The following is a 25,921-nucleotide window of genomic DNA, read 5'->3' as shown; positions in this document are numbered from 1 at the left end:
AGCGGAGCGCAGTCACATTTGCGATGATTTTCCGACCAGTCATATCGGCATGAAGCCCGTCCAGGTTTGGGGGGCGGATGCGGCACCTACGGCCAAGCCGCTGCACCTGCTTCAATTGTCCTTGTGCTGCAATGACTTCCGAGGGTGTGCGATCCACTGCGCCGACAACGATGCGTGTCAGGCGAGCAGCTGCCAAACCGGGCCGGCGAAGACGCCCATAACGAGGCTGAGCGTTGCGGCCAGGACCGCGGCGCGGGCGGGCCAATGCTGTGCCGCCGGTTCGTCGGCATCCCCGGTTTCGTCGGGGCGCCTGAAGGCCGGGACGATCCAGCGCAGGTAGTAGAACAGGCTGACGAGCGTGTTGACGAATACGACGACGGCCAACCACGCATACCGGCCATCCCAGGCCGTGGCGGCGGTAGTGACCTTGCCGATGAACACCGCGGTCGGCGGGGTGCCCACCAGACCGAGTAGCGCCACGACCAGCGCACCAGCCAGCCACGGGCGGGTTCGGGCCAAGCCGCGGTAAGAATCGAGATCGCGGCGCCCCGGCAGGGCCGCGGTCACTGCGAACGCCGCGATGTTGGTGACGGTGTAGCCGCCCAGGTAAAACAGCAGCGAGGGCAGCGCCAACTCGCTGCTGCCGGCGACGGTGATCGGCACGAGAAGATAGCCGACCTGGCTGACCGTGGACCACCCCAATAGCCGACGCGGGTCCTGTTGCCAATAGGCGGCCAGGTTCCCCAACGTCATGCTGGCGACGGCAAATACGGCGATCAACACCGGCCACGCCAGGGTGTCGGGCAACACAGTGGTGAGGCGATACAGCGCCACCAGGGCCCCGATTTTGGGCACGGTGGTCAGAAACGTCGCCGCCGTGGCGTTGGCGCCCTGCGCGGCGTCGGGTACCCAAAAGTGTGCCGGGACACCGCCGGCCTCGAACATCAGGCCCGCCAGCACCCCGACGACTCCGGCGGCGACTGCCACCGTCGGAGCGCCGCTCAGGGTCATCGCCAGCTGCGGGTAGCGCGTCGCGCCGGTGAGGCCGTAGAGAATCGTGACGCCCAGCATCAGCAGGATCCCGAACAACGCGCCCATGAGATAGGCCTTCATGGCGGCCTCCGCCGCGGCGGCCGAGCGCGCCAACCCGACCAGCCCGTAGAGCGGGATGCTGGCCAGAAAGTAGCCGGCCACCAGCAGCAGCAGGTCGTCTGCGCCGGCCAGAACGAGGACACCGGTGGACGAAAACATCAGCAGCGCATAGGTTTCGGCTTCCCGCGGCGAGGCCCGCATCTCCGCACCGGCCACCGCCCAGATCAACAACAACCCGGCCGCACAGGCGATGCGCGCCACCCCGGTCGCGGTGTCGACGGAAAACGCGCCCTCAAACGCCATTTGATCCGGGCCGACCATCTGCACCACGGCCACACCGATAACGCCGACCTGCGCCGCGGCCGCCATGACGCCGACCCACCACTGCCGCTGCCGGCGCAGAAACGACCCCGCGATCAGCGCCACCAGACCGGCGCCGAACATCATCATCTCCGACGCCATCAGCAGTGGCCGCATTGCCTCCTCGGGATTCACGGCTTATCTCCCGACGAGCGCGACCAGCGCGGCGGTGGCTGGTTCGATCAGGTCCAGCAGCGGTCGGGGAACCAGGCCGATGGCCACACTGAGCACGAGAAGCGTTGACACCGAGGCGGTTTCAGGGACCCGCAGGTCGGGGAAGTCGACAGCATGCCCACGTGTGGGACCGGTGAAGACGCGTTGCAGCGCGCGCAGAAACAGCGCGGCGGTGAGCAGGATGCCAGGTAGAGCCAAAGCGGTGACCGGCGAGGCGGCGATGCTGCCGGCGAAGATCTGGAATTCGGCGATGAAACCGGAAAAGCCGGGCAATCCCAGTGATGCGAACGCGCCCACGGCGAACAGCGTGGCGAGTTTGGGCGCGGAGCCGGCCAGGCCGCCGTAGGAGTCCATGTCATAGCTGCCCGCCCGGTCGTAGAACACCCCGGCGAGCAGAAACAGGGCGGCGGTGATCAGGCCGTGGCTGACCATCTGGGTGACCGCGCCGACCACCGCGACCTCCCGCGCGTCGGCGGTACCGGCCGCGGTCAGGCCAGCGGCGCCGACGGCCACCACGATGTAGCCCATGTGGTTGACCGAGGTGTAGGCGATCATGCGTTTGAGGTCGTTTTGGGCCAGCGCGACCAGCGCCCCGTAGATCACCGATACGACGCCGACGGCGATGATCGGCCACGCCCAATCGCGCCATGCCTGCGGCAGCATCGGCATCGCGATCCGCACGAACCCGTAGGTGCCCATTTTCAGCAGCACCCCGGCCAGCACCGCCGACCCGACCGCGGGCGCGTCGGTGTGCGCGGGCGGCAGCCAGGTATGGAACGGGACCGTGGGCGTCTTGACCGCCAGCCCGAGCAGGATCGCGGCCAGCACCAAGCCGCCCGCCAGCGGGCTGCGCGCCAATGGTGTGCTCGCCGCCAGCTCGACCATGTCGAAGGTGTGCGGATCGGCGGCGATGTAGAGGCCGATGAAGCCCACAAGTAAGGCCAGCGATCCCAGGAACGTGTAGAGGAAGAACTTCAGCGCCGAGCGGGCCGCGTCGCCGTGTCCCCAGCCGGCGATGACGAAGTACATCGCCACGATCGACAAATCGAAGAACACGAAGAACAAGATCAGATCCGCGGCGACGAACAAACCGAGGCTGACGCTTTGCAGGAACAGAAACAACGCGGCCTGCAACCGGGGCCGATCATCGTTGCGCAGCCCAAAGACGGCGCAGGCCAGGAAGATCACCGCGGTCATCACCACCAGCGGCAGCGACAGGCCGTCGATGCCGATGTGGTAGCTGCTGTTGACGCCCGGAATCCACGGGACCTGCTCCTCGAACGCCAGCGCGTTGATGCCCGGCGCGTCGTAGCGCGCCCACACCGCCACGATGAGCGCCAGATCGATCACCGTGACCGCCACCCACATCGCGTTGGCAGCGCGCCGGGCCAGCCGGGGCGCGGCCAGCAGCGCCAGCGCAGCGGCCAGCGGCAAGAACACGATCACACTGAGCACGACGTCACCTCACCGTCACGATGAGCACGAAGCCGGCGACCAGCAGCACCCCGGCGGCCAAGTAGTACCGATGCAGCTGCCCGGTTTGCGGTCGGCGCGCCAGCTGACCGAACCGTCCCACCCGCGCGGCCACCGCTTCCACCGCGCGGTCCACACCACCGGTGTCGGTCCGAGCCGCCCGGCCCGCCGCGCGCAACACAACGATCGCTGTGGCGTCGACCGCCCTGTCGAGCACCGTGTTATCGAATCGGGCCGCCACCCGGGCGGCGGCCATGGTCGGGGCAGCCACCACCAGATGCGCGCCGCGCTGCAGCCCCAACCACGATGCGGCCCACCGCGGTTCGGACACACCCCAGCGCGCCACCGCGGCCACCACGACGAGAGCAAGGGCCGCCGAACCAACCAGCTCCGCCACGCCAGGATGAGCGATCGGCTGGTCGCCGTCAAGGGCACGCGCAATGATCGAGCCCACCGGCGGCAGGGCCAACACCCCCGATACCACCGCCCCCACGGCGAGGACCACAAGAGGCGCCTGCTCGAGACCGGTGAGCCGGCGTGGTGCGGGTCGGACCGACGACGGGGCGGTCACCTCGGTCGCCGGCCGTGCCCACATCACCACCAGCATCTTCGCCGCATAGGCCGCCGACAGCGCCGAGGCAACTAACCCCAGGCCGTACAACACGGGGGAGTGCTGCGCGGCGGCGGTCAACACCGCATCCTTGGTGGCCCACAGCGACAGCGGCGCGATCCCGGCCAACGTCAGTGCCGCGATCGTGGCCGACCACCCCACCACCCGCCAGCGCCGCGCCACACCGTGCAGGTCGTCCAGACGCTGGGTGCCCAACAGCGACAACCAAGCGCCCGCGGCGAGGAACAAGCCCGCTTTGGTGGCGGCGTGCGCAACCAGGTGCGCGGCACCCCCGCCGACGGCAGCCACTCCCGCGGCCAGCACCACCAATCCCAGCTGCGCTGCGGTGGACGCGGCGAGCAGCTGCTTGATGTCACGCTGGGCGACCGCGACAGCGCCGAGCATCACCGCGGTGACCACACCCACCCACGCGGCCACGGTCGCAGCCCAGCCGGTGGCGGCCAGCAAGGGTTGGGTCCGCAACAACAAGAATCCGCCCATCGCCACCATCGCCGCCGAATGCAGCAGGGCGCTAACCGGACTGGGACCCGACATCGCCCGCGACAGCCAAAACGAAAACGGCAGCTGCGCCGCCTTGCCGAGCGCCGACACCAGCACCCCGAGCGCGATCACATCGCGCCACCCACTCTCGGCGTCGGCGAACCTATTCAGCGCCATCCCCGCCCCGCCGGCCAGCGCGGCGCCGGCGGCCAGATACAGGCCAAGATCGGCGGCGCGGGTGGTCACGAACGCGGTCAAACCATCCGATATGCGGTATTGCTCGCGCCACCAAAACCCGATCAGCGCATAGGACGCCGCCCCCATCACCTCCCAACCCAGCAGCAGCGCGGGCAGCGTCGCGGCGGTCACCGTCAGGATGGCGGCGGCGGCGAACACCAGCATCAACCCGTGAAAGCGGCCCCGCGCCTGGCGGATGTTGCCGGCAGAAAACATCAGCACCAGCAACGTCACGGTGGTGACCGCCGGCAGCACGGTCCCGGCCAGCGCGTCGACACCAAGACCAAACGGCGCGCCAGCCATGAACGCCACTTGCACCGACGGCCGCGCCACCGACACGATCGCCGACACCACGGCGCATCCAAGCGCGGTGGCCACCGAGATCACGTCGACCCACCGATCGTCGCGGCGCGAGATCAACAAAACGACCCCGACCGCGGCTGGCGCAGCGACCAGCAGCCACAGCAACATTGACGTCATGGGCTGCTCATCCGGAAAGCTCGGCTGCCATGTCGGTCATGTCCGCGCGACGCTCCCGGTGCAGCGCCGTGGCCACCGCGAACCCCATCGCCATCTCCACCGTCATGGCGGCGATGACCACCAGCAGCAGCACCTGGCCGCTGGGTGCGGGCATGACGAACCACCAAAACCCCGCGGCGGCAAGGATGATCGCGTTGATCATCAACTCCAGGCCCATCATCACCATCACCACGACTTGCTGAGACAACGCACCGTAGAGCCCGACGCTGAACACCGCTGCCGCCACCAACAACACCGTCTGCAAGGTCATCGGCCCACCCCTCCCGGTTGCGGGTCACGTGCGGGGCGGTGTTTGAGATCGTCACCCAAGCGGTCGTAACGGGTGCGGGCGGCGGCCAACACGACCCCGGCAACGATGGTGGCGACCATCACCGGGCTGATCACCGCCATGGTCAGCATGTGCGGACCCATCAACGCCTCGCCGAGTGCCATGGTGACGTCCGACGGGGGCTGGCCCTGCCGGGCGGGCCAGTCGATCAGCACAATCCCCGACGCCAGGAAGGCAAAGGTGGCCCCGGCAGCCACGAGTGCGCGGCGGTTGTCGTGAACCATGCTCATCGGCATCAGCGCCGGGTTCATGCCCATGAACATGACCATGTAGACCGCCATCACCGCCATCTCCATCACCATCATCAAGATGGTGACCACGCCGATGTAGTTCTGCTGCAACAGCACAACAGCAACACCGACCGCAATGAACGACGCCGCCAGCGCATACGTCGCGCGCGCCATCGAATCCACCCAGAACACCGCGGCCCCCGCGGCGACGGCGATGACCGCGAGCAGCCAGAACACGATATGCACAACCATGGTGTGTCAACTCCTCCAGATGGCGATGACCGCCACCACTAGGTCTTGCAACAACACGGCCGGCAACAACACGACCCAGCCGATCTCCATGAACTTGTCGGGCCGCAGCGCGGGTAGCGCTCGCCGCAGCCACACCAACACGCTAAGCAGCGCAACCGTTTTAACAACAGACCACACCCAGTCGGGCAGCAGCGGTCCGGCGCCGCCGCCGAGGAACATCGGCACGGCGAACGCCGCGCCGGCGACCAGAACGGCGTAGCGCCCGACGACGAACACAAGGCGGTCAACCCCGGATAGCTCGGCGGTCATGCCACCGGCGATGTCGTCTGCGAGCGCCGGGCTGAACGGGCCCCACACCGAAAACGCCAACACACCAAGGCAATACGCCACGAATGCGACCGGCATCCACACCACGAACCATAGGTCGTGCTGGGCGCTGGCCACATCGCCGACGCGCAAGCTGCCCGCCGCCGGGGTGGGCGCGACGAGGGCGAACATCAACGGCAGTTCATAACCCAGTGCGTGGGCGAGGAACCGATAGCCGCCGATCAATGAATGCACCGAATTGGGTCCCCAGCCGGCCAGCCACACCACCGCCCACATCGTCACGTCGACGGCGTTGACCCACATGACGCCGACATCGAGGTCCAGCAGTGTCCAATGCCCCAGCGGCACAACGACGATCATTAGCAGAGCGACCACGACCGGGCCGACGCACCCGATGCGCCACAGCAGCGTGTCGGCAGCCACCAGGGTTCGGCGACGCTGACGCATCAGGCGGGCCGCCTCAAACAGCGGTGCGGCCACCGCGCTACTCGCGCCGCGCGCGCCGTTGGCTCGTGCGGAAAGTGTGCTGTCCAGGCTCGCTGCGAACAGCGCCAGGACCGCGAGGAGCGCCGCGGCGGCAAGCGCCCACACGCCACTGACTGTTGTCACCTCAGGCATGGTGACCTCGCTCCGCGGGGGACAGCTCGATACCTAATCCGGCGACCACCAGCCGTGCCGTGGCCACGTCTAAACCCTCGACCAGGGCGGGCAGCATGTGCTCGACGGCGCTGTCGGGCATGTGCAACTGGGGCGCATCGGCCTCGTCTCCAACCGCACGTTGCACCACGTCGAGCCTTGTGAGCAGCCGATCGTAGGTATCTCCGGCCAGAGCCGCGGGCATTCCGTATCGGTCGCTGTCGTCGACCGCGATTAGGGCGAGGTCGCGCAGCGCCCAACGCAGCACACGGGAGCGGCGCACCACGGTGGCCAACGCATCGACCTGTTGGCCGGCGACGCGGCTGTCGACGGTGTGACCCAGCAGTACTTCGCGTAGCCGTCGTGCGCGAGCGGCGGCGCGAGGCCAGCCGGCCAGCACCAAGAGGTCGACGATATGGTCGGTTTGGCGGGCTGCCTGCATCCAGCTGCCCAGCGGCGGCTGCGGTTGTTCGTTGGAGGCGGCGCCCATCAGCTGAGGCTGAGCCGCGGTGATGACATCGCCCTGCAGCGCGCAGCGCAGCACCAGCCCGGCTGGCCAGTACGCGAGGAACGGACCCAGCCGCACGTGCAGCTCGTCCATCTCCAAGCCGTCGCGGTCTTCACCGCCTTGGGCCAACGCGATTCCCGCCGGTGCCATTTCCATATCGCTGTGGTCCATGTGGTGATGACCGCTGTGCCCCATGTCGTGATGACCATCCTGGCCGGGGTCACCGTGTGCGCCGTGGTCAGTCGGCTCGTGGCTGTCCTGCTCGGGATGGTGACGATCTGAGCCGCCGTGCGGTGAAGCGTCACCCTGCCTCTTGTGGTGATGGGTTGCGTGGTGGTCGCTGCCGTCGTCTCCGTTCGCATCGTGGCCGCCGTGGGCTGTTTCGGAGGGGGGACTGTCGGCGGGGCGGCCGTGCCCGGCGGCGCTGTGGGGCATGTGGTGACCTTCGGCGCCGGCGCCGGCGTCGTGCTGAGGCATCGGCGCGGCGGACTGTATTCGTCCGCGGGCATCTGTGCGCTGCCACCTGGTGTCGATAAGGACGCCAGCCGCGCGGTCCAGTTGTGAGCTCGTCGCCGACAGATCTGGGATGTCGACCCGAGCGCGGGGGCCTGGCAGCTGGTCCCAGAGGCGATCGATTAGGCCGTCGAACTCATCGTCGGCTGCGGTTCCACAGACCGCCAACACGTCGGCGTCGGCCGGTGAGACGGCTTGTGGCCATCCGCGCGCAGCGATCAGGTTCTGTGTTGCGGCGCGAAGCGCCCAATTGCCTGGCAGCTCGGCGATGAACACATGCGGGCGCCGGGCGGCGTAGGTGGCCAGCCATCGATTCAGGTCCACCGCAGTGCACCCTCTCGCCATGCCCAGGCGACCGCGACGAGCAGCGCGGCCAGAAACAGAAACATCTCGATGACTGCGGTGGCGCCCATCTCGACGACGACGACCGCCCAGGGATACATGAACAGCATTTCGACGTCGAAGGCCAGGAACACTAGCGTGGCCAGGTACCAGCGGACGTGATAGCGCGATAACGCGTGCTCCTCGGGCACCCATCCCGATTGGAAGGGCAGCGAGGTCAGCGGCCTAGAAGACACCGCCGTAAGTCGGTGCGCACCATAGAGACTCGCGACGCCGGCGACGGCGACCAGCAAGGTCCATGTCAGCCCGGCGTACATACGCACCTCCAGTGATCGCAATGCCCGCGACGCGACGCGGGCTGATATGCGCGCCCTCTAGACGTACCCCGTAGGGGTATTTTCTGCAAGGGTGACGCCTATCCCGCGCCGCGCGAACCCGGATAGCTGTCGGGAGCTGCTCATATCGGCAGCACGGTCGTGGTCACGAATTGGTCGCGGATCCAGCCGACGAAAACGGCCCATTCCCCGGTGACCAATGCGATACCGACCGCGATCAGCATGATGCCGCCGGCAATTTGTATGCGCCGGGTGTTGCGCCGCAGCCATCCGAACCAGCGCTGCATCGCGGTTGTGCCCAGTGCCAGCAGGACGAATGGCACGCCAAGGCCTAGGCAGTACGCGACGATGAGTAGCACACCGCGTGCCGCGGTTACCCCTTGCGTGCCGGCGGCAACAGAGAGGACGCCGGCTAGCGTGGGTCCCAAGCAGGGCGTCCAGCCGAGCCCGAATGTCGCGCCGAGCAGCGGTGCGCCGACAATGCCACTCACCCGGCGTGGATGAAACCTGATGTCGCGCTGCAGCATTGGGATGAACCCTATGAATACCAGGCCCATGACTATGGTGAGTACGCCGCCGATCTGCTGCAGTAGGTTGCTGTTGACTGCCAGGGCGCCGATCAGTCCGAACACTGACGCCGTCGCTGCAACAAACACGGCGGTGAACCCGGCGACAAACAGGAGGGCAGCACCGACTGCACTCCACGAATCCCGCGCTGTCTGCGGCTCATCAGGTGAGCCGTTCGCCCCTGTTGCGCCGGCCAGGTACGACAGATAGCCGGGCACCAAAGGGATGCAGCATGGCGAGGCGAATGAGACGGTACCGGCTAGTGCGGCCACGCCAAGCCCGAGCACCAGCGGCCCAGACGCTGCGGCAGCGCCGAACGCATCACCGATGCCCTGGGTGTGTACGGTCACGGCTCTGCCGCTATCCGCTGCACGACGGGCCGCAGATCCTCGGCGAGCAGGGCCCGCAAGAAGACGGCGGCGACGCGGTGCTTGCGGTCGAGGACCAGCGTGGTTGGTACCACGCTGGTGGGGTAGCCCTCGCCGAGGGCGATCAAGCTGCGCATCGACGGATCAAATATCGACGGGTAGCGGACATTCCGGTCGGTGACGAAATCCTTGGCCGCGGAACGATCATCGCGCACGTCGATGCCTAGGAATGCCACCCCGAGGGGTTCGGTCTCCTCGAACACCTTCTCGAGCTCAGGAGTTTCGGTGCGACACGGTGCGCACCAGGATCCCCAGATGTTGACCACGACTACCTTCCCGGCGAAATCGGATAAACGGATCGGTCGATCGTCCATCAGCGCGGGGCCCGAGAGGTTGCCGATGTTGCCTCGAGACTCCGGCGGATCGTAGAAGAGGTCGGTCTTGCCCCCGGGCGATACGAACTCAAATGTGCCGCCCTGCGCGACGGCATCGCGTCCAGTGGCACATCCCACCGCGATGAGGGCCGCGATGACGCACACCGCGAGTGCACGCAGGCGATTGGGCATTGATTCTCCATAGGTGATGGATTCCATCAGGTCTACTATGCGTGTACGTAGATCGTAGGCCCATGCGTGTGAACGACGTCGCGCGGGGCCCTGCGCTCGAAGGGGAGTCCGAATGGAGCAGCTACTCTTGGCGGCCGTCGCGCTGTCCTGCCCAATCGGTATGGGTGTCGTGGTGTTTCTGATGCGGCGCAGTCACGGGACCGATGTGGGAGGAAATGACTCGGCTGCGGGCAGAGGTCGACCAGCCGAAGTCTGAACGACAGCACCACATCTGAGGTTGCCCGGATTTGTTGCCGGCCTGGATGCTGCCCTACCACCGCGCCCTGCGAAAAGCAAATAGGCCGGAGACTTGCTACTAAGCTACGCAGTAGATACATATGACGGCGGGTCTGCAGACGAACGGAGCGTGTCCATGGCGGCGAGGAAAAGCCCCCGGACGACGGTGAAGTCTTCACGAGATGGACGCAAGGCCATCGCGCGTGCGCAGTCGAGCCGACGCAGCGGCTGGCTGTGGCTCGCCGCGGGTGTGGTGTCCGTAGCTCCCATTGTGGTAATCGTGATTATCAGCATCATGAAATCGCCCGGACAGCCCACCCCGCACACGGAATCGGCGAGCCTGCAGAGTCCGCCGGCCACCGTGGCCGTGGGCGCCGAAACGATGCCGCCGTGGCCGGCTCCTGCTGATGCGAGTGCGGCGGTGGCCGCAGCCGGGTTGCCGATGTTAGGTAGCGAAGGAGCCGTGGAGCACATTCACGCCCATCTGGATGTGCTCGTTAATGGTGAGCCTGTGGCGGTTCCAGCCGAGTTGGGTATCGACACCAAGCGCGGCACTATTAGCCCCCTGCACACCCATGACGGCAGTGGTGTGATTCACGTTGAGTCGCCGGTGAAAAGGCAGTTCAGCCTGGGGGAGGTTTCCACCGAATGGCAGGTGAGCCTGTCGGCGGACAACATCGGGGCGCTGCGCGCCGTCGACAGTAAGGCCGTGCGCGTTTTCGTCAACGGCACACAGCAGACCGGCAACCCGGCGGCCATCATGCTGGGCGATCGCGACGAGATCGCCGTGGTCTACGGCGTCCCCCAGCCTGGGGAAACCATTCCCTCCACATACGACTTCGCCGAAGGCGTGTGACGCCAGCCCCGCTTTAATGGAGTCATTTGCACAGGCCGACCGCGAAGGAGGCGACATGGCTGATCTGTCCGAATTCCAGCATCCACGGTTTGCGCGTATGTATGAGCGGATCAGCGCTGAGTCGGAGCAGCGTGGCACCGCGCAGCATCGCGATCGCGCCCTTGCTGGCTTGTCCGGCCGGGTGATTGAGGTCGGCGCCGGCAACGGCATGAACTTCGGCCACTATCCCACTACGGTCGCAGAAGTCGTCGCGGTCGAGCCTGAGGATCACCTGCGGGAACTGGCTGAGCGGGCTGCTGAAACCGCAGTTGCGGTGCCGGTACATGTGGTGGCCGGTCACGCGACCGCGCTGCCGGTGGAGGACGCGACCTTCGATGGTGCCGTTGCGTCGTTGGTGCTGTGCTCGGTCGCGGATGTGCCGGCCGCATTGGCCGAGCTGCGGCGGGTCCTCAAGCCGAACGGCCAGCTTCGGTTCTTCGAGCATGTGCGTTCGACCAAACCATGGTTCGCGTTGCTGGAGGATGCCCTCACGCCGCTGTGGTCACGGGTGGGTGGGGGCTGTCACCTCAACCGCGACACTGCCGCGGCTATCCGCGCCGCGGGATTCGACATCGAATCCCTTGAACGGTTCCACTACGCGCCGCTGAGGTTCTTTCCCTCCCAGGCCCACATTCTGGGCATCGCCCGCCCCGGCACGTGAGTTACCCAGCACCTGGATAGACGATGCGGCGTGTCACGAGATGCTTTAAGTCGGTGAGGATTTCCTCGGTGATACGGCCGCGGTCGTCGAGAGTGAGCTGAACGTTGATGGAGGCGGCGGGATAACCCAGCGCCAAGCGCACCGCAGCGTCCGGGGGCGAGGATCGCACCGCGATCGGCGCCGTGCCATCGGCATAGGGTTCCTGGGAAAGGAAGAAGCCGGCGTCCAGGTCGAGCCGGTTCGGTTCGGGGGGTCCGGCGGTGGTGTCGCTGGTGACGGTTTCATAGACCACGAGCCTGCCCGCCGCGCGGGCCGCGGCGACGGCTGCGGCCAGATCAGCCGCGCCGGGACGCGGTGGCCACGACACGATCAGCCCGACGGCGCCGCCGGGCCAGCCGGTGGCTCCGGCGCGCAGCGTCAGCACATTGTCACCGTCACGCCACGCCGGCCGCGCGAAATAACATCCGCTGCCGCAGCCGGTCAGCGTCAGCCCCGACTCACCCAGTGAGGCCGCCAAGCTGTAGTCCTGGTTGGGTTCCGCAGCGTAGTAGTCACCGCGCCGCGGTGTGGACAGCCGGACCACGAGCAACCCGTCACTGGCGGTCAGGCTGATCCCCACCTGACCGGCCAGGGCGCCCAGCGGTAGGACAGGACCGGTTGGTTGCGGTGGCGGCGCCGCCGAGGCTGTCCCGGTGGGCGGCGGTGTGGACACCAGCACAGAGCTGGCTGCCAGCACGCCCAACAGAAGCGCGGCTTCGATGGCCATTGCCCTCCGTAGCCACGTCACCTGATGGGTATCGCGGTGGATCAGCCTCGAGTGCAGCGCCGCCGCCGACGCTGCCACGACGAGCCCGAGTTTGATCAGCAGCACTTTGCCGTAGGTGGTGGAGACCAGTTGCGGCAAGGGGACTAACACCAGCGCGCTGATCACACCCGTGCCCACCACCACGAGATAGGTCACCAGCGCCAGCCGGAGATAAGAGGCCAAGACCCAACGGACCGCGTTCGACACCGCTCGCCACGCCACCACCGCCCGCGCCGTGTGCTCGAGCGCGCCGATCCAAACCGTGACCGCCGCCAGGTGCACCCCGGTCAGAACCGCGCCCCAGCCGCCGAATGTTGTGCCCGCATGCGAGCGGAGCCCGTCGGCCGCGATCACCACCGCCAGCGGAACCAAAGCCCACCGACCCCGACGCGCAAGGGCCAACGAAGCCAGCAGCCCACCGGTCTCAATCAACAGCAGCACACCCGCGCGGCCATCCCACACCGCGTTCACTGTGCCGGCGTCAATGGCCCGACCAGCGACCAAGGCCATGGCAGCGATGAGCGCAACCACCATCCCTGCTGGCGCCCACGACCGCACGGGTGACAAATCCGGCCGTGTGGCACGTGCAGTATCGGTCGCGCGGCGACTAATCAAACCACCGGCTGCAGCGGCCAACCCGGCGAAAAGCACCCAACGCATGGAACTTTCACCCCAGGCCGGCGTCGCGGAAGCGGTCGGCGCGGCAGCCGACACCGCAAGACCGACCGCGAACCGGAATTCCTGCTCGACCTGATCACCGTCACCGCCGGTGACGCGCCAACGGACGGTATAGGTCCCCGGCGCCAAGGCAGAAACCGGCGCGGTGGTGACGAAGAGGCCGTCGCGTGCGAGGCTGGCCGGCCCGACCGGTACTTCGCGGCGGGATTGATCCAGTACGACAACCGCGCGCGTGCCGATGGTGACGGGTTTGTTGAACAGCAGTGTGATCGCCTCAGGTGACGTCGCAACCGCGGTTTCTGCTGAGGGTTCGGTGAACAGCAACGTGGGATGCGCCTGCGCGGTACCCGCCCCCATACCCACCGATGTCTGCACGGCGATCGCAAACGCGATGAGCGCACACCGCAGCCAGGTCATGATGTGGGGAAACCGACTCGACCATTGGGCGCCATCGACGCAGAGGGCGCCATTGTGGAGCCGATATCTGCAACCCTCGCGTGGCGGCCGTCTGACATTACGGGAACGACGCGTCCGGCGCGGTGGCGCGTAACCTTGCATCGGTTGATGGGCCATGGCCTTCGTTCTGATGCTAAGACAACGGTTTTCGCTGATTGCAAGAACCGGGCGCGCCGGATTCTCGGCCTTTGTCGGGCGCTATCGCGGCCACGGCCGTCGTCGCTGGCAGGAGGAGGCTGCGCCAGTCTCCTTCGTCCCATAATCGTCGCGAGACGGTGGCGGGCATCAGCGGCTGCCGATCAGGCTCTTGCTGACCGCGCGAAGTCTGCGCGCTGCGCCCGTGCCGTCGTTGATGTTATGCATGGGAACAGGCCCTCGGTTTCCAAACCGCATGGAACGGCATTACGCTCTTGGTACGTAGACAATACGCATTCCGCCGAAGGGGCGCACCATGCGTGACACAGGCTCGACACGGACAGCCGGGAGGGCGACGGTGCGCACACGTGGATTTGGCGAACTCGAAGCTGTCATCATGGACCGCATCTGGAACCGTGGCTCCGGCACGACCACGACGGTGCGAGAGATTTTCGACGAACTAGCGGCAGAACGCGACATCGCCTACACCACAGTGATGTCCACGATGGACAATCTGCACAGCAAGGGCTACCTGGCGCGCGAGCGCGACGGCAAAGCCTACCGGTATTGGCCGACACTGACTCGTGAGCAACACAGCGCAAGCCTTATGCGTGAGGCGCTGGATTCCGGCGGCCAACCCGATTTGGTGCTCACCTACTTCCTCGAACAGATGGGCCCCGAAGAGTCGGCGCGTCTGCGCGCCGCGCTACGTCGACCCACGAGGCGAGCGGCCAAGCGCTAAGCGCCGGGGCCGGCTGAGAAGCAAAGTCGGTAGGCGGGCTCATGTGAGTCACCTCGGGTCTGGTCCAGGTGGCCCAAGCGCAGCTGGGCAGGCGTTCCCGGCGCTCACCTGACGACATGTCAATATCGACAGAGAGGGATTGATTATGGCACTGGCCATTTCGACCACATTGCACAGCTCGTTCGAGGACGCTGTTGAAAGGACTCGGAAAGCCTTGGCCGATCAGGGCTTCGGCGTGCTGACCGAGATCGACGTTAAGGCCACACTGAAGGCTAAGCTCGGTGAGGACATCGAGGATTATCTGATCTTGGGAGCCTGCAATCCGCCCTTAGCCCATAGGGCCATCGATGTCGATCGCCAAATCGGGCTGTTGCTTCCGTGCAACGTCGTGGTGCGTACCGATCCCGTCGCGAAGGGCACGGTCATTGTTGACGCGATGGATCCGCAGGTGATGGTGCAGGTCGCCGACGAGCCAGGCCTGCGCGAGGTGGCCGATGAAGCCGCGACGATGCTGCGCGCGGCCATCCGATCGCTCGCATAGACCAGCGCGGCCCGCTGAGCGGGCGAACGTTTTGCTCATGGAAGTTGAGGTCCAAATCCGGGCCGATACTGCGCGACGCGAGTCATTGCGGATTCGGCGGATGCCGCGCGACGAGTGCTTGCTGCGGCCGGCGGTGACAGAGCCGGTCAGGGGATCCGGTTGCGCGCCGGGGAGAACCGCTCTAGCTGGACGGGTGGTCCTCCGGGCGGCGGAGGAGGCAGCACGCGGGGCTGTCCGTCGGTCACGATGGTGACCGCACCGTTTTCTCGGTCCATGTTCAACGTGCCGTGCTGGAAGTTCTGCACAATCCATTGCGGCTCGTGAATCTGGCCGCTTGTGGGCAACCCGAGTGTGCTCCGCTCGCAACCCAGCGTCGCCCAGGCGTCATAGATCGCTCCAGTCAGAGGTTGGGCTCCGGTGGCCGGTGACCAGTAGATCGCTCCGTGGGTGAAGATGACGTAGCGTGCCTGGCCAGCGCCGGGGGCTTCTGGCGATCTCACCGGACCCAGCACACCGCTGTCGCCGCCGAGCGCTTGCCATCGCGCATAGATCGCCCCACCTCGCAACAACTCCTCCACGTCCTCTGTGGTGGGCGGTTGGTTGAAGCGCGCGGCGATATCGCGGATGCGATCCAGGAACGCGTAGGCGGCGTTGCCCGGGCATGCGGTATCGCCGACATCGCGGTGAGCGAAGATGCTCGGCAGTGTGCGGGTCATACCTTGCCGGAACCGGGTGTACGGGCCACCGGCGGATGTCAGCGCCACCGCGCCTCTGGGGTCGACGCCACCGAGCGCCAGCCGCCATCCCAACAGCCGCCCGACCGATCGCAGCTGCGCTGATGTCGGTACTTCCTTGCCGAAGTCACCGATCAGGCACACCGCCCACGTGTCCTTGTTGAATTCACCGGTGTGTGAGCCCTCGACCGGTTTATCAAGTCCGCCGAATCTGCCTTCGAAAACTTGACCATGCTTGTCGACGAGTGCGTTGTAGGCGATGTCGGCCCAACCCATGGAGCGTGTGTGATAGGCGTAGATCGAGCGCACGATCGCTGCTGATTCGTGTGGTGCATAGGTGTTGCCTGTTGCGGAGTGGTGGATGATCCCGGCACGAATTGCGTTGTCGTACACCGGCGCTGCTCGCCGCAGCGACTCGTCGGCGCCCCATTGACTGCGGCTGATGATGGAGACAGGTGGTGTCGCCGTGGCCGTGTCCGCCGATAAGGGCCGTTCAGCTGACGCGCGCGGTGTCCCGATGAGCATGGGCGCGGCGCCGGCCAGACCGAGAACTGCCGGCGCCGCGGCCGCCAATCTCAGGACGGCACGCCGCGAGACGGGCCGCCGCGGCCCTCCCGTGCATCGATCACACACGGCGACAGGCTAACTCGGGTTAGCCACAAATCAGGCTCGACCCGCCGCAGTGATATTAGCTCTGCGACTCGGCAGAGCCAGACGACCCGGCATTTGTCGAGTGGGCATTAGTACCGCAGCCGTCGACATTTGCGGTAGGGGATCGGTGTTATGAAGCGGGGTAGCGGGGCAGATGCGCCAAAGTGCAAACCGCCCAACCGATTTAGGAAGGCCATGCGATTGTACCGCTGATTCTTGCCGGCATCGGTTGATCAGTTGTAGGCGGCGATCCGCTCGCCGACAGCCGTTGGGAACGCGTCTGAGTCGGGAAAGCTATTGGCTTGCTAAAGATTCTTCAGAGGGTCCCCGCCCGAGTTATCTCGGACTTGGTTGCGTGGTCCGGTTACGTACGCAATGGCTATATATGCCAGGCTGTGGGCGGCTTCAGCCTGGTTGCACGGCGTACATGCGGAACGCGTTCGATAGCGACCACTTCCGTCCGGGGCGCAATCCGTGGGTCTGCCGGACCAGCCGGATGCGGCCTGTGGCCAGGAGAGTGGGCTCCTCGATCGGGTTTCCATAAATGATTCGCAGCGGGCGAGGTCTGCGGTCATAGGAGTCCAGCACGTTGTCGACTACGGCGGCGAAGCATGCTCCGCGCAGGGGGTTGTTCATGAAGACGACGGTGACATCGTCGGGGACTTTGTAGTTCACGGCGTCGGCGTTGACGATTGCGATGTCTTTGCAGCGCAGCCGGTCCTTGACACGCTCGACGTTGTCCTGGGCTATGTCGGCCAGCCGGGTCGAGAGTTCTACACCGATCACACGGCGAAATGGGTATCCCGCCGCCACTAGCACGGCACGGCCCATGCCCGCGCCGATGTCGAGGAAGACGTCGTCGGACGTCACGGTGTCCGGGGGCAGGATTCGTCGCAGCATCAGCCACCCGACCGGCTGGTATGGCTCGCGACCCTCGGCGGCTATCCCGAGGTCCTCGAGTCTGATCTCACCGGAGGTTCGCACGCCCAATCTCCGTTCGAAGAGCAGGTTCGTCATCCTCAGGCGCAGCCATACGTACGGGGGGCGGATGGTCGATGTAAACAGGCGGCGAAGCATGTTGAGGCCTGACTCGGGGATCTGCTCGGCTGGCACGTTGGTCTGTCGACGAAAGCTGCGCGATGTGGTCGTGCCAGGTTCCTTGTGACCAGTTGGTCTACTGGGAGCAATAGTACTAGCTTATTTAGTATTCCTGGTTCGGATCGTCTGACTTGTCCCTGGTCTCCGGCGACCCGTACGAGCGCTGCGCCAGCGACGAGTCCAAGCATTGCCCCCGACCCCGTGATCCCGACCCGATTCAAGTCGACACCATCGATGTCCGTCGATGAAGCGGCCGACGATAGCTCCCCACCCAAGAAATGCTCGACGCACGGAAAGGTGCAAAACCCGGGCGACTGCCGCCACCGTCGCGGCATACCGCGTGGCACAGCGCCGATGGCAATGTTGGTGACCGGCTTCAAGCTGGTGACCTGGCGGGGCGGAGTCGTAGAAGTTCCCCGTCAGATCACCGACGCGGGTGGCCGGAACCCGCATTGCAATTTGGTTATCGCAGCGGTCCGACGAACTGTTAGCAACGGGAGGAAGACTGGCTGCCGAGGGCAGTACAGCGTCTGCGCACGCACTAATCCACAGCCAATGGGCCGATTTCGAGGTCGTGAAGCAGATTCTGGTTGGCCCGATCGCAGGCCGACGTCGTTGCGTCGTGTGATGGTCGAGGTGCTGTTACGGCGTCACCGCCGGAGTGCGGCACCTGTACCGTACTATTCGGCTTAGTAGATAAGTGGGCCGTGAGTGTGCCGATCCCCGCTGGCACCCGAACACGAGTGATTGCGGTAGAGGGGTATGTGTGTCCTGATTGAGACGGTAACCGGCGCTGTCGTGCCGCCGAGGCTGCCGTGACCACTCTGGTCGCTTCCTTCCCGAGCCCGCCCCAAGGGGTGTGGCACCTTGGCGCGCTGCCGATCCGGGCGTACGCCATGTTCATCATCGCCGGCATCGTCGCCGCCCTGCTGATAGGGAACCGCCGCTGGATCGCCCGCGGCGGCGAACCGGGCGTCGTCTATGACATCGCGATATGGGCCATACCGTTTGGGTTGGTAGGTGGCCGGCTTTATCACGTGATCACCGACTGGCGCACCTACTTTGGCGATGACGGTCTCGGGGTGGCCGCCACACTGAGGATCTGGGACGGCGGCCTGGGAATCTGGGGTGCGGTGGCCCTCGGTGGTGTGGGCGCATGGATCGGCTGCCGGCGACGCGGTATTGCGTTGCCCGCCTTCGGCGACGCCGTCGCGCCGGGCATAGTGCTGGCCCAGGCGATTGGCCGCATCGGCAACTACTTCAACCAGGAGCTCTACGGCCGGCCCACCGATCTGCCGTGGGGTTTGGAGATTTACTACCGCCGTGACCCGGCGGGCGTTGTCGACGTGCATGCGGTCGACGGTGTGTCGACAGGTCAGGTCGCGGACGTGGTGCATCCCACCTTCCTGTATGAGTCGCTGTGGAACGTTGTGGTCTTCGGCATGCTGATTGGGGTCGATCGCCGATTCAGAATCGGCCATGGACGACTGTTCGCGCTTTATGTCGCCGGCTACTGTGTCGGCCGGTTCTTCGTCGAGTTGATGCGCAGCGACGCGGCGACCCAAATTGCCGGCATCCGGATCAACTCATTTACCGCAACGGTGGTATTGATCGGCGCCCTGATCTACTTCTTCCGCGCGCCGAAGGGTCGCGAGACTCTCGGGTCCAGTGCAGCCGGCGAAGCCGAGGCGAAGCGGGATGCTGCGGTCAGTCGTGACGACTCCGCCGTGCGGGCCGACAGCGGCGCGGATTCAGGTCGCGCGGCATCCGCTGACGAAGTAGGGATCGCATCAGTCGACGCGAAAACGCCTGATGACGACCGCGACAGCGAGAGCGAGAAACCTGAGAGATAACGATTCCTCAGTTACTGCAAGCTGCGCATTTGGTGGCGGGAAACTCAGGCTGGAGTGTGGCGGCGCCGCACGATGTGCCGCGTCTGGATGAGGGCCAGGGCAAGTAGGATCAGACCGACGGCGTAGATCGCTGCACCGGCGGCGATTTGCGTAGCCGTTGGGGGCTGCGTGCCGGCGGGCACGTAGAGCTCACGCTCGGCCGAGCTGGTTCCTTGCCAGCCGGAGTCGACGGGCAGCCACGCTTCGATGGTCTCTCCGGCGCGCCGGAACTCGACGTAGACGAACCACCGCCCGTCTTCGGGGAGGCGGATGGTGCCGGTGAACCTGCCGGCGCCGATTTCATTCAGCCGCGCGGTGAGCGTTTGGCCACCTCGGCGAGCCACGACGCTATCTGCTACGAGCTGGGAGTCGGCATCAGGGGCAACCGCGTCGAGCCGGACATTTCCACGGCCATCCCCAACCACCGTCAGTCGCAACGACGTAACCGGCTGCCCCTGTCCAGGATCGTGGGCGATGGCCTCGGGAACGGGCCCCAGCATCAACATGCCGGCACCCGCTAGTAGGGCAGCGGCGGTGGCGCCAACCGGATGTGTGCGCCAGGAGGTGGCCAGCACGAGCGCGACGCCGACCACGATGACTGGCGCGGCGACCACGCCGACGGCGGCGGCGGGTTGGCTGGCCACGCCGAGCGCCGAGGCCATCCAGGCCAGCGCGGCGACCGCGGCACCGGTTGCCCCGTAACGTGCGGCGTGTCCGCGCCAGGGCAGGTCGGCCACGGCGAGGCCAAGGACTGCCACCGGAAGGTCGGGTGTGCTGCGGCCGAGCAGGATCAGAGCCGCGACGACGATGAGCCGCATTGCGATGTAGACGGCGACAGCCTGTGCGACGGCGTAGGGCCGGGCAACGAGCGCACGGATGATGGCCACAGCGAGCAGGCCGGCGACCAAAACCACGGGCAGATAAAGGGTTTGGCTGAACTGTGGAACATCGGTGTCGTACTCGAGGACGGTCATCATTGCGCTGCCGAGCACCAATGCGGACAGGGCGGCCTCGATGATCCCGTGCCGTGTCGGTCGCAGGCCGGCCAGTAGCCCGATGGCCATCGTTGTGGAGGCGAACACGACCAGCATGTGCGGTGGACTCCACAGGACGGCGTCGCGGCCGAAGGCGTCGTGCCAGAACGCGTCCAGCGGAGCCGCGGCGAGTGTGACCGCGCCGCCCAAGCCGGCCAACAACAGGCCTGGCTGCCTGAGCGCGGCGCGGATCGAACGAGTACGCGCCAGGGCAACTAGTCCCCAGCCGAGGACCACCAGACCCACGACGGCAACGCTGCCGTACAACGCCAGGTGCGGTGCGATGAAGGCTGTATCTCGGCCGATGTCGGTGTGCCAGGCGTCGTCCCAGTAGGTGGCGAACACCGACACGGCCCCACCCGCGGCGGCAAGCGCGCCGTAGGGAGGCGAAAGTGTGATACTCGGTGAGTTCACATCTGAGACTGACATGTCTCAACTATGATGTTCGTGTGGCTCAGAGTCAAGAGAGTCCCGGAAACTCCGCTGAGGTTGATCCTCGGCTTATCGACGCGACCGCCGCGGCGATCGCTCGGTGGGGTCTGACCGAGACGACGCGAGAGCGGATCGCGGCCGAGGCCGGATTGTCGCGGGCGACGATCTACCGCCGGGACGTCACACGAGATCAACTCGTCGCAGCGCTGACTGCACGCGCAGCCCAGACGTTTCGCAACGCAATATGGCCCGCGATCACCGGACGCGGAACCGCGGCAGAACGGCTAGAGGCCGCACTGGAGGCGATGTGCGCGGCCGCCGACGAATACCTTCCCTTGCTCGCGGGAATGTTCCTCGCGCACGGCGAGGTCTTCCACCGGCCGGGCCAGGATGCGCTGACTGTCGATGTTTTCGCCGAGCCGTTCGAACGCCTCCTCATCGACGGTGCTGCCGATGGAACCCTGCGCCACGTGCCCGAGACAGTGACCGCGACCGTCCTGTTCAACATGGTCGGCTGGGGCTACATCCATCTACGCGCCAGTCACCACTGGGGCGCAGAAGCCGCGCGCCGCAGCGTCATTGGGCTGGCTCTGCACGGGCTGATCACGAAGGAGAGATGACTGGGTTCCGCGTCTGGACTGAGCCTGTGAATCACCGTCAACTTTCGATAATCCGCGTCACATACGGCGTCATTCCACTGGTTCGTACCGGTGAGATCTTGACCGGTACGCCTGTTTGCTGCGCCTCGAGCATTTGGCCGCCGCCGAGGTAGAGGGCTTCATGTTGGCTGCCGCCCGGACCCCAGAACAGAAGGTCGCCGCGCTTGGCCTCTGAGGGCGGAACCTGGCGACCCGCGGTGTACTGGTCCCCGGAGTAACGCGGAAGCAGTACACCGACGCCGGCGAACGCATAGCGCGTTAGGCCCGAGCAGTCGAAGCCCACCGTGTCGGCGCCGCCGTCGACGCCGCGACTCGGACCTGTCAGGCTGCCGCCGCCCCAGGAGTACGGCACGCCTATCTGGGAGCCGGCGCGACGGATCACGTACTCGATCGCCTGCCTGCCGTACACGCGGCGTCCGGGAGCCACAGTCGTTGGGCTACCTCCGATACCAAGGCTGCTGAGGAACTTTCGACCGAGGTCCAGCGTGGTCTGGGTGGCGACATTCGTCGCTTGCAGCGAGGCGTTCGCGATCGCGATGGGATCGCCCGGTGCGCCGGCGCTGAGAACTTTCGGCAACGTCGGATCCCACAGGCTCTCGTCGGCGACGGCCCGCCCGGGCAGGGTGAGGCCGAGCAATAGCCCGACAAGACCAAGAATGATTCCCAACCGGGACAAAATGGTCTCCACCACCCGTCAGCAATAGTTGAGTCGTCGACGTACGTAATAGGTACGTATCAGCCCACAGTAAGTCACTTCAGCCCCACAAGTAAACAATAATCACAAATTTCACTATTGTAACTTTGGCGTTTGCGGCTGTTATGCGGGCGGCGGCACCGCTCTGATAGCTTTCGGCGCGCGATATTGGGAGGTAAGGAATGGGGAGTTCGCCACTCACACCCCGCAAGAGCCGTAGGCGTGCGTGGTTGATCGCGGTCGGGGCGGGTTGCGTTGTGATCCTGGCCGTAATCGCCGTCGCGACACGCGGTTTCGGCATCGCCGAATCTGAGGACCGTCCCTCGAAGGAACTTACGGCGCAGAACCGTTGCGAATCTGAGGTGCTTAAGCAGTTGGCCTCGCCGTCGACGGCGAAACTGTCAAACGTTGAGGTGGCAAGTACGGACCTCGACCCGGACAGCAAGGATTTATTCTCACTACTCGACGGCCCTCTAAAAGGGGTCGACCATTCCCGCATTACGGTGCTTAACGTGTCTGGTGTTGTGGATGTCGAGGGCAGCGCGTTCGGCGACCCGATCCATGACCCCTTCAGCTGTCGTGCTTACTTCATCGACGGCAACCTGGCCAACACCCTCGTTCTCTTTGACCACGAACATTAGCCCTAGGCACATGGAACCTGTTTGACCTCCAGGACCTGATCGCGTTGCCAAAGGACGGCTGCCGACCTGCCCGCAGATGGTGTACGGCTCAGCGGTTCGCATGTTGCGAATCACTGAGTGGCAGACAGGCTTTGGAGAAAGTAACTGATTGACGGGGCGAATTCCTGCCCCATGTCTTCGGCCGTGCGAAGGGTGCGGGACATGCTGACCGGCGCGACTTGAGCAGCGGGCATCAAATCGCTGATGCGGTGAGCAAGCTCGGTTGGGTGCCGGTCGTCATCGCCCGGGATGATGAGCGTGGGGGTGGTTAGGGCAGCGAGTTCGGCGGGCGACCGAAATGCGCGGTCGTGGCCGATGCCCGCTGCCGCTGCGACGCTGGCTGCATCGGCTCGCGGGATTGCGTCGTGGACGAGGTTGACGATGAGCGGCTGTAGGTGGGGCAGGTACAGATCCCATCCGGCTTCGATGCCACGGGTGCGAACGCGGTCGGCGAACTCTTCCATCATTGCCGTTTCGGCAGTCTTTGCCTCGTCGTCCTCGATATCTTCCGGGCTGATCACCACCACGCACCGGATCCGGTCGGAATGCTCGAGGCAGGCGCGAAGCGCGACGGTGCCCCCAAGACCCGCACCGATGAGCCCTGCCGTTTGCGCCTCGACGGCATTCATGAGCGACAGAACGTCTTGCACGTACCGATCCCACGTGTGTCGTGCGGGGTCCGCACAGACGGAACGCCCGTAACCCCGAATATCGGGGAGGATGACGCGATAGCGGTCGGTCAGCTGTTGGGCGAGAGGCCGCATGCTGTGGCGATCGGGGCCCCCGCCGTGCAGCATGATCAGGGCCGGACCGTCGCCCACGACGGTGGCGTAGAGCGGCCACCCGTCGGAGCCGGTGTAGGTCAGTTCCGTCATCGTCGGATCTCCAATCTGCCTTGAGATCGTGGCGCATCAGAGTACCGATGACAATTCGGATACCGGGTGGTGGTGGCGGTCCTTGCGAGATAATCCGTACATGGTTGTTCGAGTTGTGTGGAACCGCTGATGTACGAGGGCTTTGTCGACACGGAGGTGGCCCGGTGCCATTACTCGCGAACGGGAGACGGTCCGCCGCTATTGCTGATCCCTGGCGGCGGCGGTTGGAGATTCAACTTTCAAGCCATGATTCCCGTTCTCGCGCAACGCCATACGGTGTATGCGCTTGATCCGCCAGGACAAGGCCTAACGGAGATCGTTGAGACGTCCTTTCCCGCCGGCGTCGAGGACATCGCCCGGTCCATCGGAGGATTCCTTGACGCCGTCGGCCTTCCCCGCACTGCGATCGTCGGGCATTCGTGGGGCGGGGGCTTCGCGCTGCGGTTCGCCGAGCTCCACCCGGATCGAGTCGACCGGCTGGCGCTGATCGCACCCGGCGGGCTGGACATCAGAGATGTGTGGGAATTCCGTCTTGTGCGTATCCCACTTCTCGGCGAGGTTGCCTTCTGCCTGACGTCCGCGGTCGCGGCGCGTCACATGATGAGAAAGTCCTTCGCACACCGCGAGCGAATCCCCTACGACCGGGTGGACGACGTACTGCGGGCGATGCGTTCCCCCGGAACACGTTTGGCCAGGCTTCGCGACATGTTGCGCGTCGAACGGTCAGTGCGATGGGCTGACACCGAACGGGATCTTCACCTCGTTGAAGCGCCGACCCTAATCCTCTGGGGCGATCAGGATCGCTACTTCCCGGTCAGCCTCATCGACCGCTTCACTGCTCGATTGCCGAGCGTCGAGACACACATCGTGTCTGGGGGAGGGCACTCACTGCACGACGACTGCCCCGAGGAGACCTACGAGTTCCTGCTTCCCTTCCTCACATCCGACCGGACGACCCAGTAACGGAGCTTCGGTCACTCGCTGTGGTGATGTCCACCGTCAGTTTCGTGTGAGAGATCCGTGGCGGGAGGGGGAGGTTCGACCGGCGCCGGTGCAGTGGGCGGCGGAGGCACCTCGGTATCCGGGGTAGCGGCCGGTTCTGGGTGATCGTGATGGCCGTCTGCATGGCCGCTCATCGGTGCGTGGTAGTCGTGCTTGGCGCCAGCCGGCGCGTGGTGGTCATTCAGTAAGCCTGAAGCCACTCCGAGCGCCGCCGCGGCCGCGATCACGGTGCTGCCGCCGCCCAGCACAATCGCGTTTCCGAAACCCGATATCGGCACTGCTCGGTGGCCTCGATACCACATCCAGCCGGCTCCCATGACGACGTAGCACTCGAGCAGGAGTGCGAAGAGGCCGGCGGCCTCGACCACTTCGGGTTCACCGGCGTGTGGGCCGAAGGGCCCGCCCGCTGTCCGAGACAAAACCCACAGCGCGGCGGCACCGACATTCGCCATGATCCCGGCGGCCAGCACTATCGCAGCAGGCCGAGCCGGCGCCACGAGCGCCCAAACCAGTTGAAACAGCGCGATAGAGGCGAAGAACAGACCTGACGGCGTCCACTCTTGCAAGTGCGCCGGCAGTACGGCGAAATGAATCATCGCTCCGCCGAAGGAAGCGATCGCCGCGAGGCGAGCAGCAAGCCTCCCGTCGGTCTTCTTCGCTACGTTCGGTGTCACTCGATCGATGATGACAGTGCCCACCCAAACGTTGAGGAAGCGAAACCACATCTCGACCGCACTGAGACGCCTCCGTCATAATCTCTCGCCTCACGGCGGGTTATCACTCGGCTTGGCCTGTGGCCCAGCCCGGGGGCCGCGTGTGGCGCGAGCTCGACGCCCGTCCTATGAGGGTCCGTGCATACTTGAGTGCGAGACTGGCTCGCGGTGTGGAACACGCTGTCGGACAGCATGATTGGGTCGCTAAACCGTGGCCGCGACGTATCAACCAGTCTTTGGTTCTTGATCGCCGCATTCGGCTGCTGGCACTGGGCACCGTGCTGGTCGTCATCGGGTTTCACAGAACAG

At 65.6% G+C, this 25,921-nt stretch carries 24 protein-coding genes and 1 pseudogene; 8 read left to right on the top strand and 17 right to left on the bottom strand.

What is annotated here, in order from left to right:
• Nucleotides 1-177: 177 nt before the first annotated feature.
• The 10 genes from AU194_RS06910 to AU194_RS06860 form a co-directional block, all read right to left on the bottom strand.
• Nucleotides 178-1,569, bottom strand: a complete 1,392-nt coding sequence (locus AU194_RS06910; protein ID WP_059088501.1) for an NADH-quinone oxidoreductase subunit N — start codon at nt 1,567-1,569, stop codon at nt 178-180.
• A gap of 21 nt (nt 1,570-1,590) precedes the next feature.
• Nucleotides 1,591-3,081 carry a NuoM family protein gene (locus AU194_RS06905; protein ID WP_059088500.1) on the bottom strand — a complete coding sequence of 497 codons (1,491 nt, stop codon included), beginning with the start codon at nt 3,079-3,081 and terminating at the stop codon, nt 1,591-1,593.
• 4 nt (nt 3,082-3,085) lie between these two features.
• Nucleotides 3,086-4,927, bottom strand: a complete 1,842-nt coding sequence (locus AU194_RS06900; RefSeq protein ID WP_059088499.1) for a proton-conducting transporter membrane subunit — start codon at nt 4,925-4,927, stop codon at nt 3,086-3,088.
• A 7-nt stretch (nt 4,928-4,934) separates the two neighbouring features.
• Nucleotides 4,935-5,237 (bottom strand): NADH-quinone oxidoreductase subunit K, encoded by a 303-nt coding sequence (locus AU194_RS06895; RefSeq protein WP_059088498.1) that lies wholly within the window; start codon nt 5,235-5,237, stop codon nt 4,935-4,937.
• Entirely contained in the window at nt 5,234-5,797 is a 564-nt protein-coding gene (locus AU194_RS06890; protein WP_059088497.1) for an NADH-quinone oxidoreductase subunit J, read from the bottom strand. Before AU194_RS06890 ends, AU194_RS06895 begins: the two co-directional genes overlap by 4 nt.
• Before the next feature lie 6 nt (nt 5,798-5,803).
• Nucleotides 5,804-6,742, bottom strand: a complete 939-nt coding sequence (locus AU194_RS06885; protein WP_059088496.1) for a complex I subunit 1 family protein — start codon at nt 6,740-6,742, stop codon at nt 5,804-5,806.
• Nucleotides 6,735-8,105, bottom strand: a complete 1,371-nt coding sequence (locus AU194_RS32535) for a hypothetical protein (protein ID WP_231743201.1) — start codon at nt 8,103-8,105, stop codon at nt 6,735-6,737. The genes AU194_RS06885 and AU194_RS32535 overlap by 8 nt, the downstream gene beginning before the upstream one ends.
• The gene (locus AU194_RS06870; protein ID WP_059088493.1) at nt 8,096-8,440 is read right to left on the bottom strand and encodes an NADH-quinone oxidoreductase subunit A; all 345 of its coding nucleotides are present in this window, start codon (nt 8,438-8,440) and stop codon (nt 8,096-8,098) included. Before AU194_RS06870 ends, AU194_RS32535 begins: the two co-directional genes overlap by 10 nt.
• A 140-nt stretch (nt 8,441-8,580) precedes the next feature.
• Nucleotides 8,581-9,375, bottom strand: a complete 795-nt coding sequence (locus AU194_RS06865; RefSeq protein ID WP_059088492.1) for a cytochrome c biogenesis CcdA family protein — start codon at nt 9,373-9,375, stop codon at nt 8,581-8,583.
• On the bottom strand, nt 9,372-9,959 hold the full coding sequence (locus AU194_RS06860) for a TlpA disulfide reductase family protein (RefSeq protein ID WP_059088558.1): 588 nt from the start codon (nt 9,957-9,959) through the stop codon (nt 9,372-9,374). Before AU194_RS06860 ends, AU194_RS06865 begins: the two co-directional genes overlap by 4 nt.
• A 412-nt stretch (nt 9,960-10,371) precedes the next feature.
• Between AU194_RS06860 and AU194_RS06855 the strand changes: the two genes are divergently transcribed.
• Together AU194_RS06855 and AU194_RS06850 are read left to right on the top strand one after the other, a co-directional pair.
• Nucleotides 10,372-11,091, top strand: a complete 720-nt coding sequence (locus AU194_RS06855; protein ID WP_059088557.1) for a hypothetical protein — start codon at nt 10,372-10,374, stop codon at nt 11,089-11,091.
• Between the two features lie 55 nt (nt 11,092-11,146).
• On the top strand, nt 11,147-11,791 hold the full coding sequence (locus tag AU194_RS06850; RefSeq protein ID WP_059088556.1) for a class I SAM-dependent methyltransferase: 645 nt from the start codon (nt 11,147-11,149) through the stop codon (nt 11,789-11,791).
• Between the two features lies 1 nt (nt 11,792).
• On the opposite strand, the gene AU194_RS06845 is transcribed toward AU194_RS06850, so the two are convergent.
• A complete protein-coding gene (locus AU194_RS06845; RefSeq protein ID WP_059088491.1) occupies nt 11,793-13,691 on the bottom strand; it encodes a copper resistance CopC/CopD family protein in 1,899 nt (632 codons plus the stop codon).
• Between the two features lie 532 nt (nt 13,692-14,223).
• Between AU194_RS06845 and AU194_RS06840 the strand changes: the two genes are divergently transcribed.
• Together AU194_RS06840 and AU194_RS06835 are read left to right on the top strand one after the other, a co-directional pair.
• Nucleotides 14,224-14,607 carry a BlaI/MecI/CopY family transcriptional regulator gene (locus tag AU194_RS06840; protein ID WP_059088490.1) on the top strand — a complete coding sequence of 128 codons (384 nt, stop codon included), beginning with the start codon at nt 14,224-14,226 and terminating at the stop codon, nt 14,605-14,607.
• A gap of 145 nt (nt 14,608-14,752) precedes the next feature.
• A complete protein-coding gene (locus AU194_RS06835) occupies nt 14,753-15,148 on the top strand; it encodes a DUF302 domain-containing protein (protein ID WP_059088489.1) in 396 nt (131 codons plus the stop codon).
• A 146-nt stretch (nt 15,149-15,294) separates the two neighbouring features.
• Here the strand turns inward: AU194_RS06835 and AU194_RS06830 are convergent, their stop codons facing one another.
• Nucleotides 15,295-16,275, bottom strand: a complete 981-nt coding sequence (locus AU194_RS06830; protein WP_059088488.1) for an N-acetylmuramoyl-L-alanine amidase — start codon at nt 16,273-16,275, stop codon at nt 15,295-15,297.
• 663 nt (nt 16,276-16,938) lie between these two features.
• On the bottom strand, nt 16,939-17,517 hold the full coding sequence (locus tag AU194_RS06825) for a methyltransferase domain-containing protein (protein ID WP_231743200.1): 579 nt from the start codon (nt 17,515-17,517) through the stop codon (nt 16,939-16,941).
• A gap of 929 nt (nt 17,518-18,446) precedes the next feature.
• Here AU194_RS06825 and lgt point away from each other — a divergent pair.
• A pseudogene (gene lgt, locus AU194_RS06820) lies at nt 18,447-19,478 on the top strand (prolipoprotein diacylglyceryl transferase); the annotation flags it as partial.
• Between the two features lie 50 nt (nt 19,479-19,528).
• On the opposite strand, the gene AU194_RS06815 reads toward lgt, so the two are convergent.
• Nucleotides 19,529-20,908: a hypothetical protein gene (locus AU194_RS06815; RefSeq protein WP_059088485.1), complete on the bottom strand. Its 1,380-nt coding sequence runs from the start codon at nt 20,906-20,908 to the stop codon at nt 19,529-19,531.
• A gap of 53 nt (nt 20,909-20,961) precedes the next feature.
• Here AU194_RS06815 and AU194_RS06810 point away from each other — a divergent pair, with 53 nt between their 5' ends.
• On the top strand, nt 20,962-21,609 hold the full coding sequence (locus AU194_RS06810; RefSeq protein WP_231743199.1) for a TetR/AcrR family transcriptional regulator: 648 nt from the start codon (nt 20,962-20,964) through the stop codon (nt 21,607-21,609).
• A 37-nt stretch (nt 21,610-21,646) separates the two neighbouring features.
• On the opposite strand, the gene ripB is transcribed toward AU194_RS06810, so the two are convergent.
• On the bottom strand, nt 21,647-22,285 hold the full coding sequence (gene ripB, locus AU194_RS06805) for an NlpC/P60 family peptidoglycan endopeptidase RipB (RefSeq protein ID WP_231743214.1): 639 nt from the start codon (nt 22,283-22,285) through the stop codon (nt 21,647-21,649).
• A gap of 314 nt (nt 22,286-22,599) precedes the next feature.
• On the opposite strand from ripB, the gene AU194_RS06800 reads away from it, so the two are divergent.
• A complete protein-coding gene (locus tag AU194_RS06800; protein WP_231743198.1) occupies nt 22,600-22,983 on the top strand; it encodes a hypothetical protein in 384 nt (127 codons plus the stop codon).
• 110 nt (nt 22,984-23,093) lie between these two features.
• Here AU194_RS06800 and AU194_RS06795 read toward each other — a convergent pair whose 3' ends face one another.
• Nucleotides 23,094-23,897, bottom strand: coding sequence for an alpha/beta fold hydrolase (locus tag AU194_RS06795; RefSeq protein WP_059088482.1), 804 nt, complete (start codon nt 23,895-23,897; stop codon nt 23,094-23,096).
• A 117-nt stretch (nt 23,898-24,014) separates the two neighbouring features.
• Here AU194_RS06795 and AU194_RS06790 point away from each other — a divergent pair, with 117 nt between their 5' ends.
• Nucleotides 24,015-24,860, top strand: coding sequence for an alpha/beta fold hydrolase (locus tag AU194_RS06790; protein WP_157575934.1), 846 nt, complete (start codon nt 24,015-24,017; stop codon nt 24,858-24,860).
• 11 nt (nt 24,861-24,871) lie between these two features.
• Here the strand turns inward: AU194_RS06790 and AU194_RS06785 are convergent, their stop codons facing one another.
• On the bottom strand, nt 24,872-25,597 hold the full coding sequence (locus AU194_RS06785) for a hypothetical protein (protein ID WP_231743197.1): 726 nt from the start codon (nt 25,595-25,597) through the stop codon (nt 24,872-24,874).
• Between the last annotated feature and the right edge of the window lie 324 nt (nt 25,598-25,921).

The sequence above is a fragment of the Mycobacterium sp. GA-2829 genome (genome assembly GCF_001499965.1).
In the GTDB taxonomy this organism is placed as follows: Bacteria; Actinomycetota; Actinomycetes; order Mycobacteriales; family Mycobacteriaceae; genus Mycobacterium.
The sequence above is the reverse complement of the archived record's forward strand: the minus strand, read 5'-3'. Positions and strand labels throughout refer to the sequence as shown.

Excerpts from the sequence above, each read along its gene's own strand:
- AU194_RS06910 (WP_059088501.1), bottom strand. The coding sequence starts at position 1,569 with ATGCGGCCACTGCTGATGGCGTCGGAGATGATGATGTTCGGCGCCGGT.
- AU194_RS06900 (WP_059088499.1), bottom strand. The coding sequence starts at position 4,927 with ATGACGTCAATGTTGCTGTGGCTGCTGGTCGCTGCGCCAGCCGCGGTC.
- AU194_RS06895 (WP_059088498.1), bottom strand. The coding sequence starts at position 5,237 with ATGACCTTGCAGACGGTGTTGTTGGTGGCGGCAGCGGTGTTCAGCGTC.
- AU194_RS06890 (WP_059088497.1), bottom strand. The coding sequence starts at position 5,797 with ATGGTTGTGCATATCGTGTTCTGGCTGCTCGCGGTCATCGCCGTCGCC.
- AU194_RS06885 (WP_059088496.1), bottom strand. The coding sequence starts at position 6,742 with ATGCCTGAGGTGACAACAGTCAGTGGCGTGTGGGCGCTTGCCGCCGCG.
- AU194_RS06870 (WP_059088493.1), bottom strand. The coding sequence starts at position 8,440 with ATGTACGCCGGGCTGACATGGACCTTGCTGGTCGCCGTCGCCGGCGTC.
- AU194_RS06860 (WP_059088558.1), bottom strand. The coding sequence starts at position 9,959 with ATGCCCAATCGCCTGCGTGCACTCGCGGTGTGCGTCATCGCGGCCCTC.
- AU194_RS06855 (WP_059088557.1), top strand. The coding sequence starts at position 10,372 with ATGGCGGCGAGGAAAAGCCCCCGGACGACGGTGAAGTCTTCACGAGAT.
- AU194_RS06850 (WP_059088556.1), top strand. The coding sequence starts at position 11,147 with ATGGCTGATCTGTCCGAATTCCAGCATCCACGGTTTGCGCGTATGTAT.
- AU194_RS06845 (WP_059088491.1), bottom strand. The coding sequence starts at position 13,691 with ATGACCTGGCTGCGGTGTGCGCTCATCGCGTTTGCGATCGCCGTGCAG.
- AU194_RS06835 (WP_059088489.1), top strand. The coding sequence starts at position 14,753 with ATGGCACTGGCCATTTCGACCACATTGCACAGCTCGTTCGAGGACGCT.
- AU194_RS06795 (WP_059088482.1), bottom strand. The coding sequence starts at position 23,897 with ATGACGGAACTGACCTACACCGGCTCCGACGGGTGGCCGCTCTACGCC.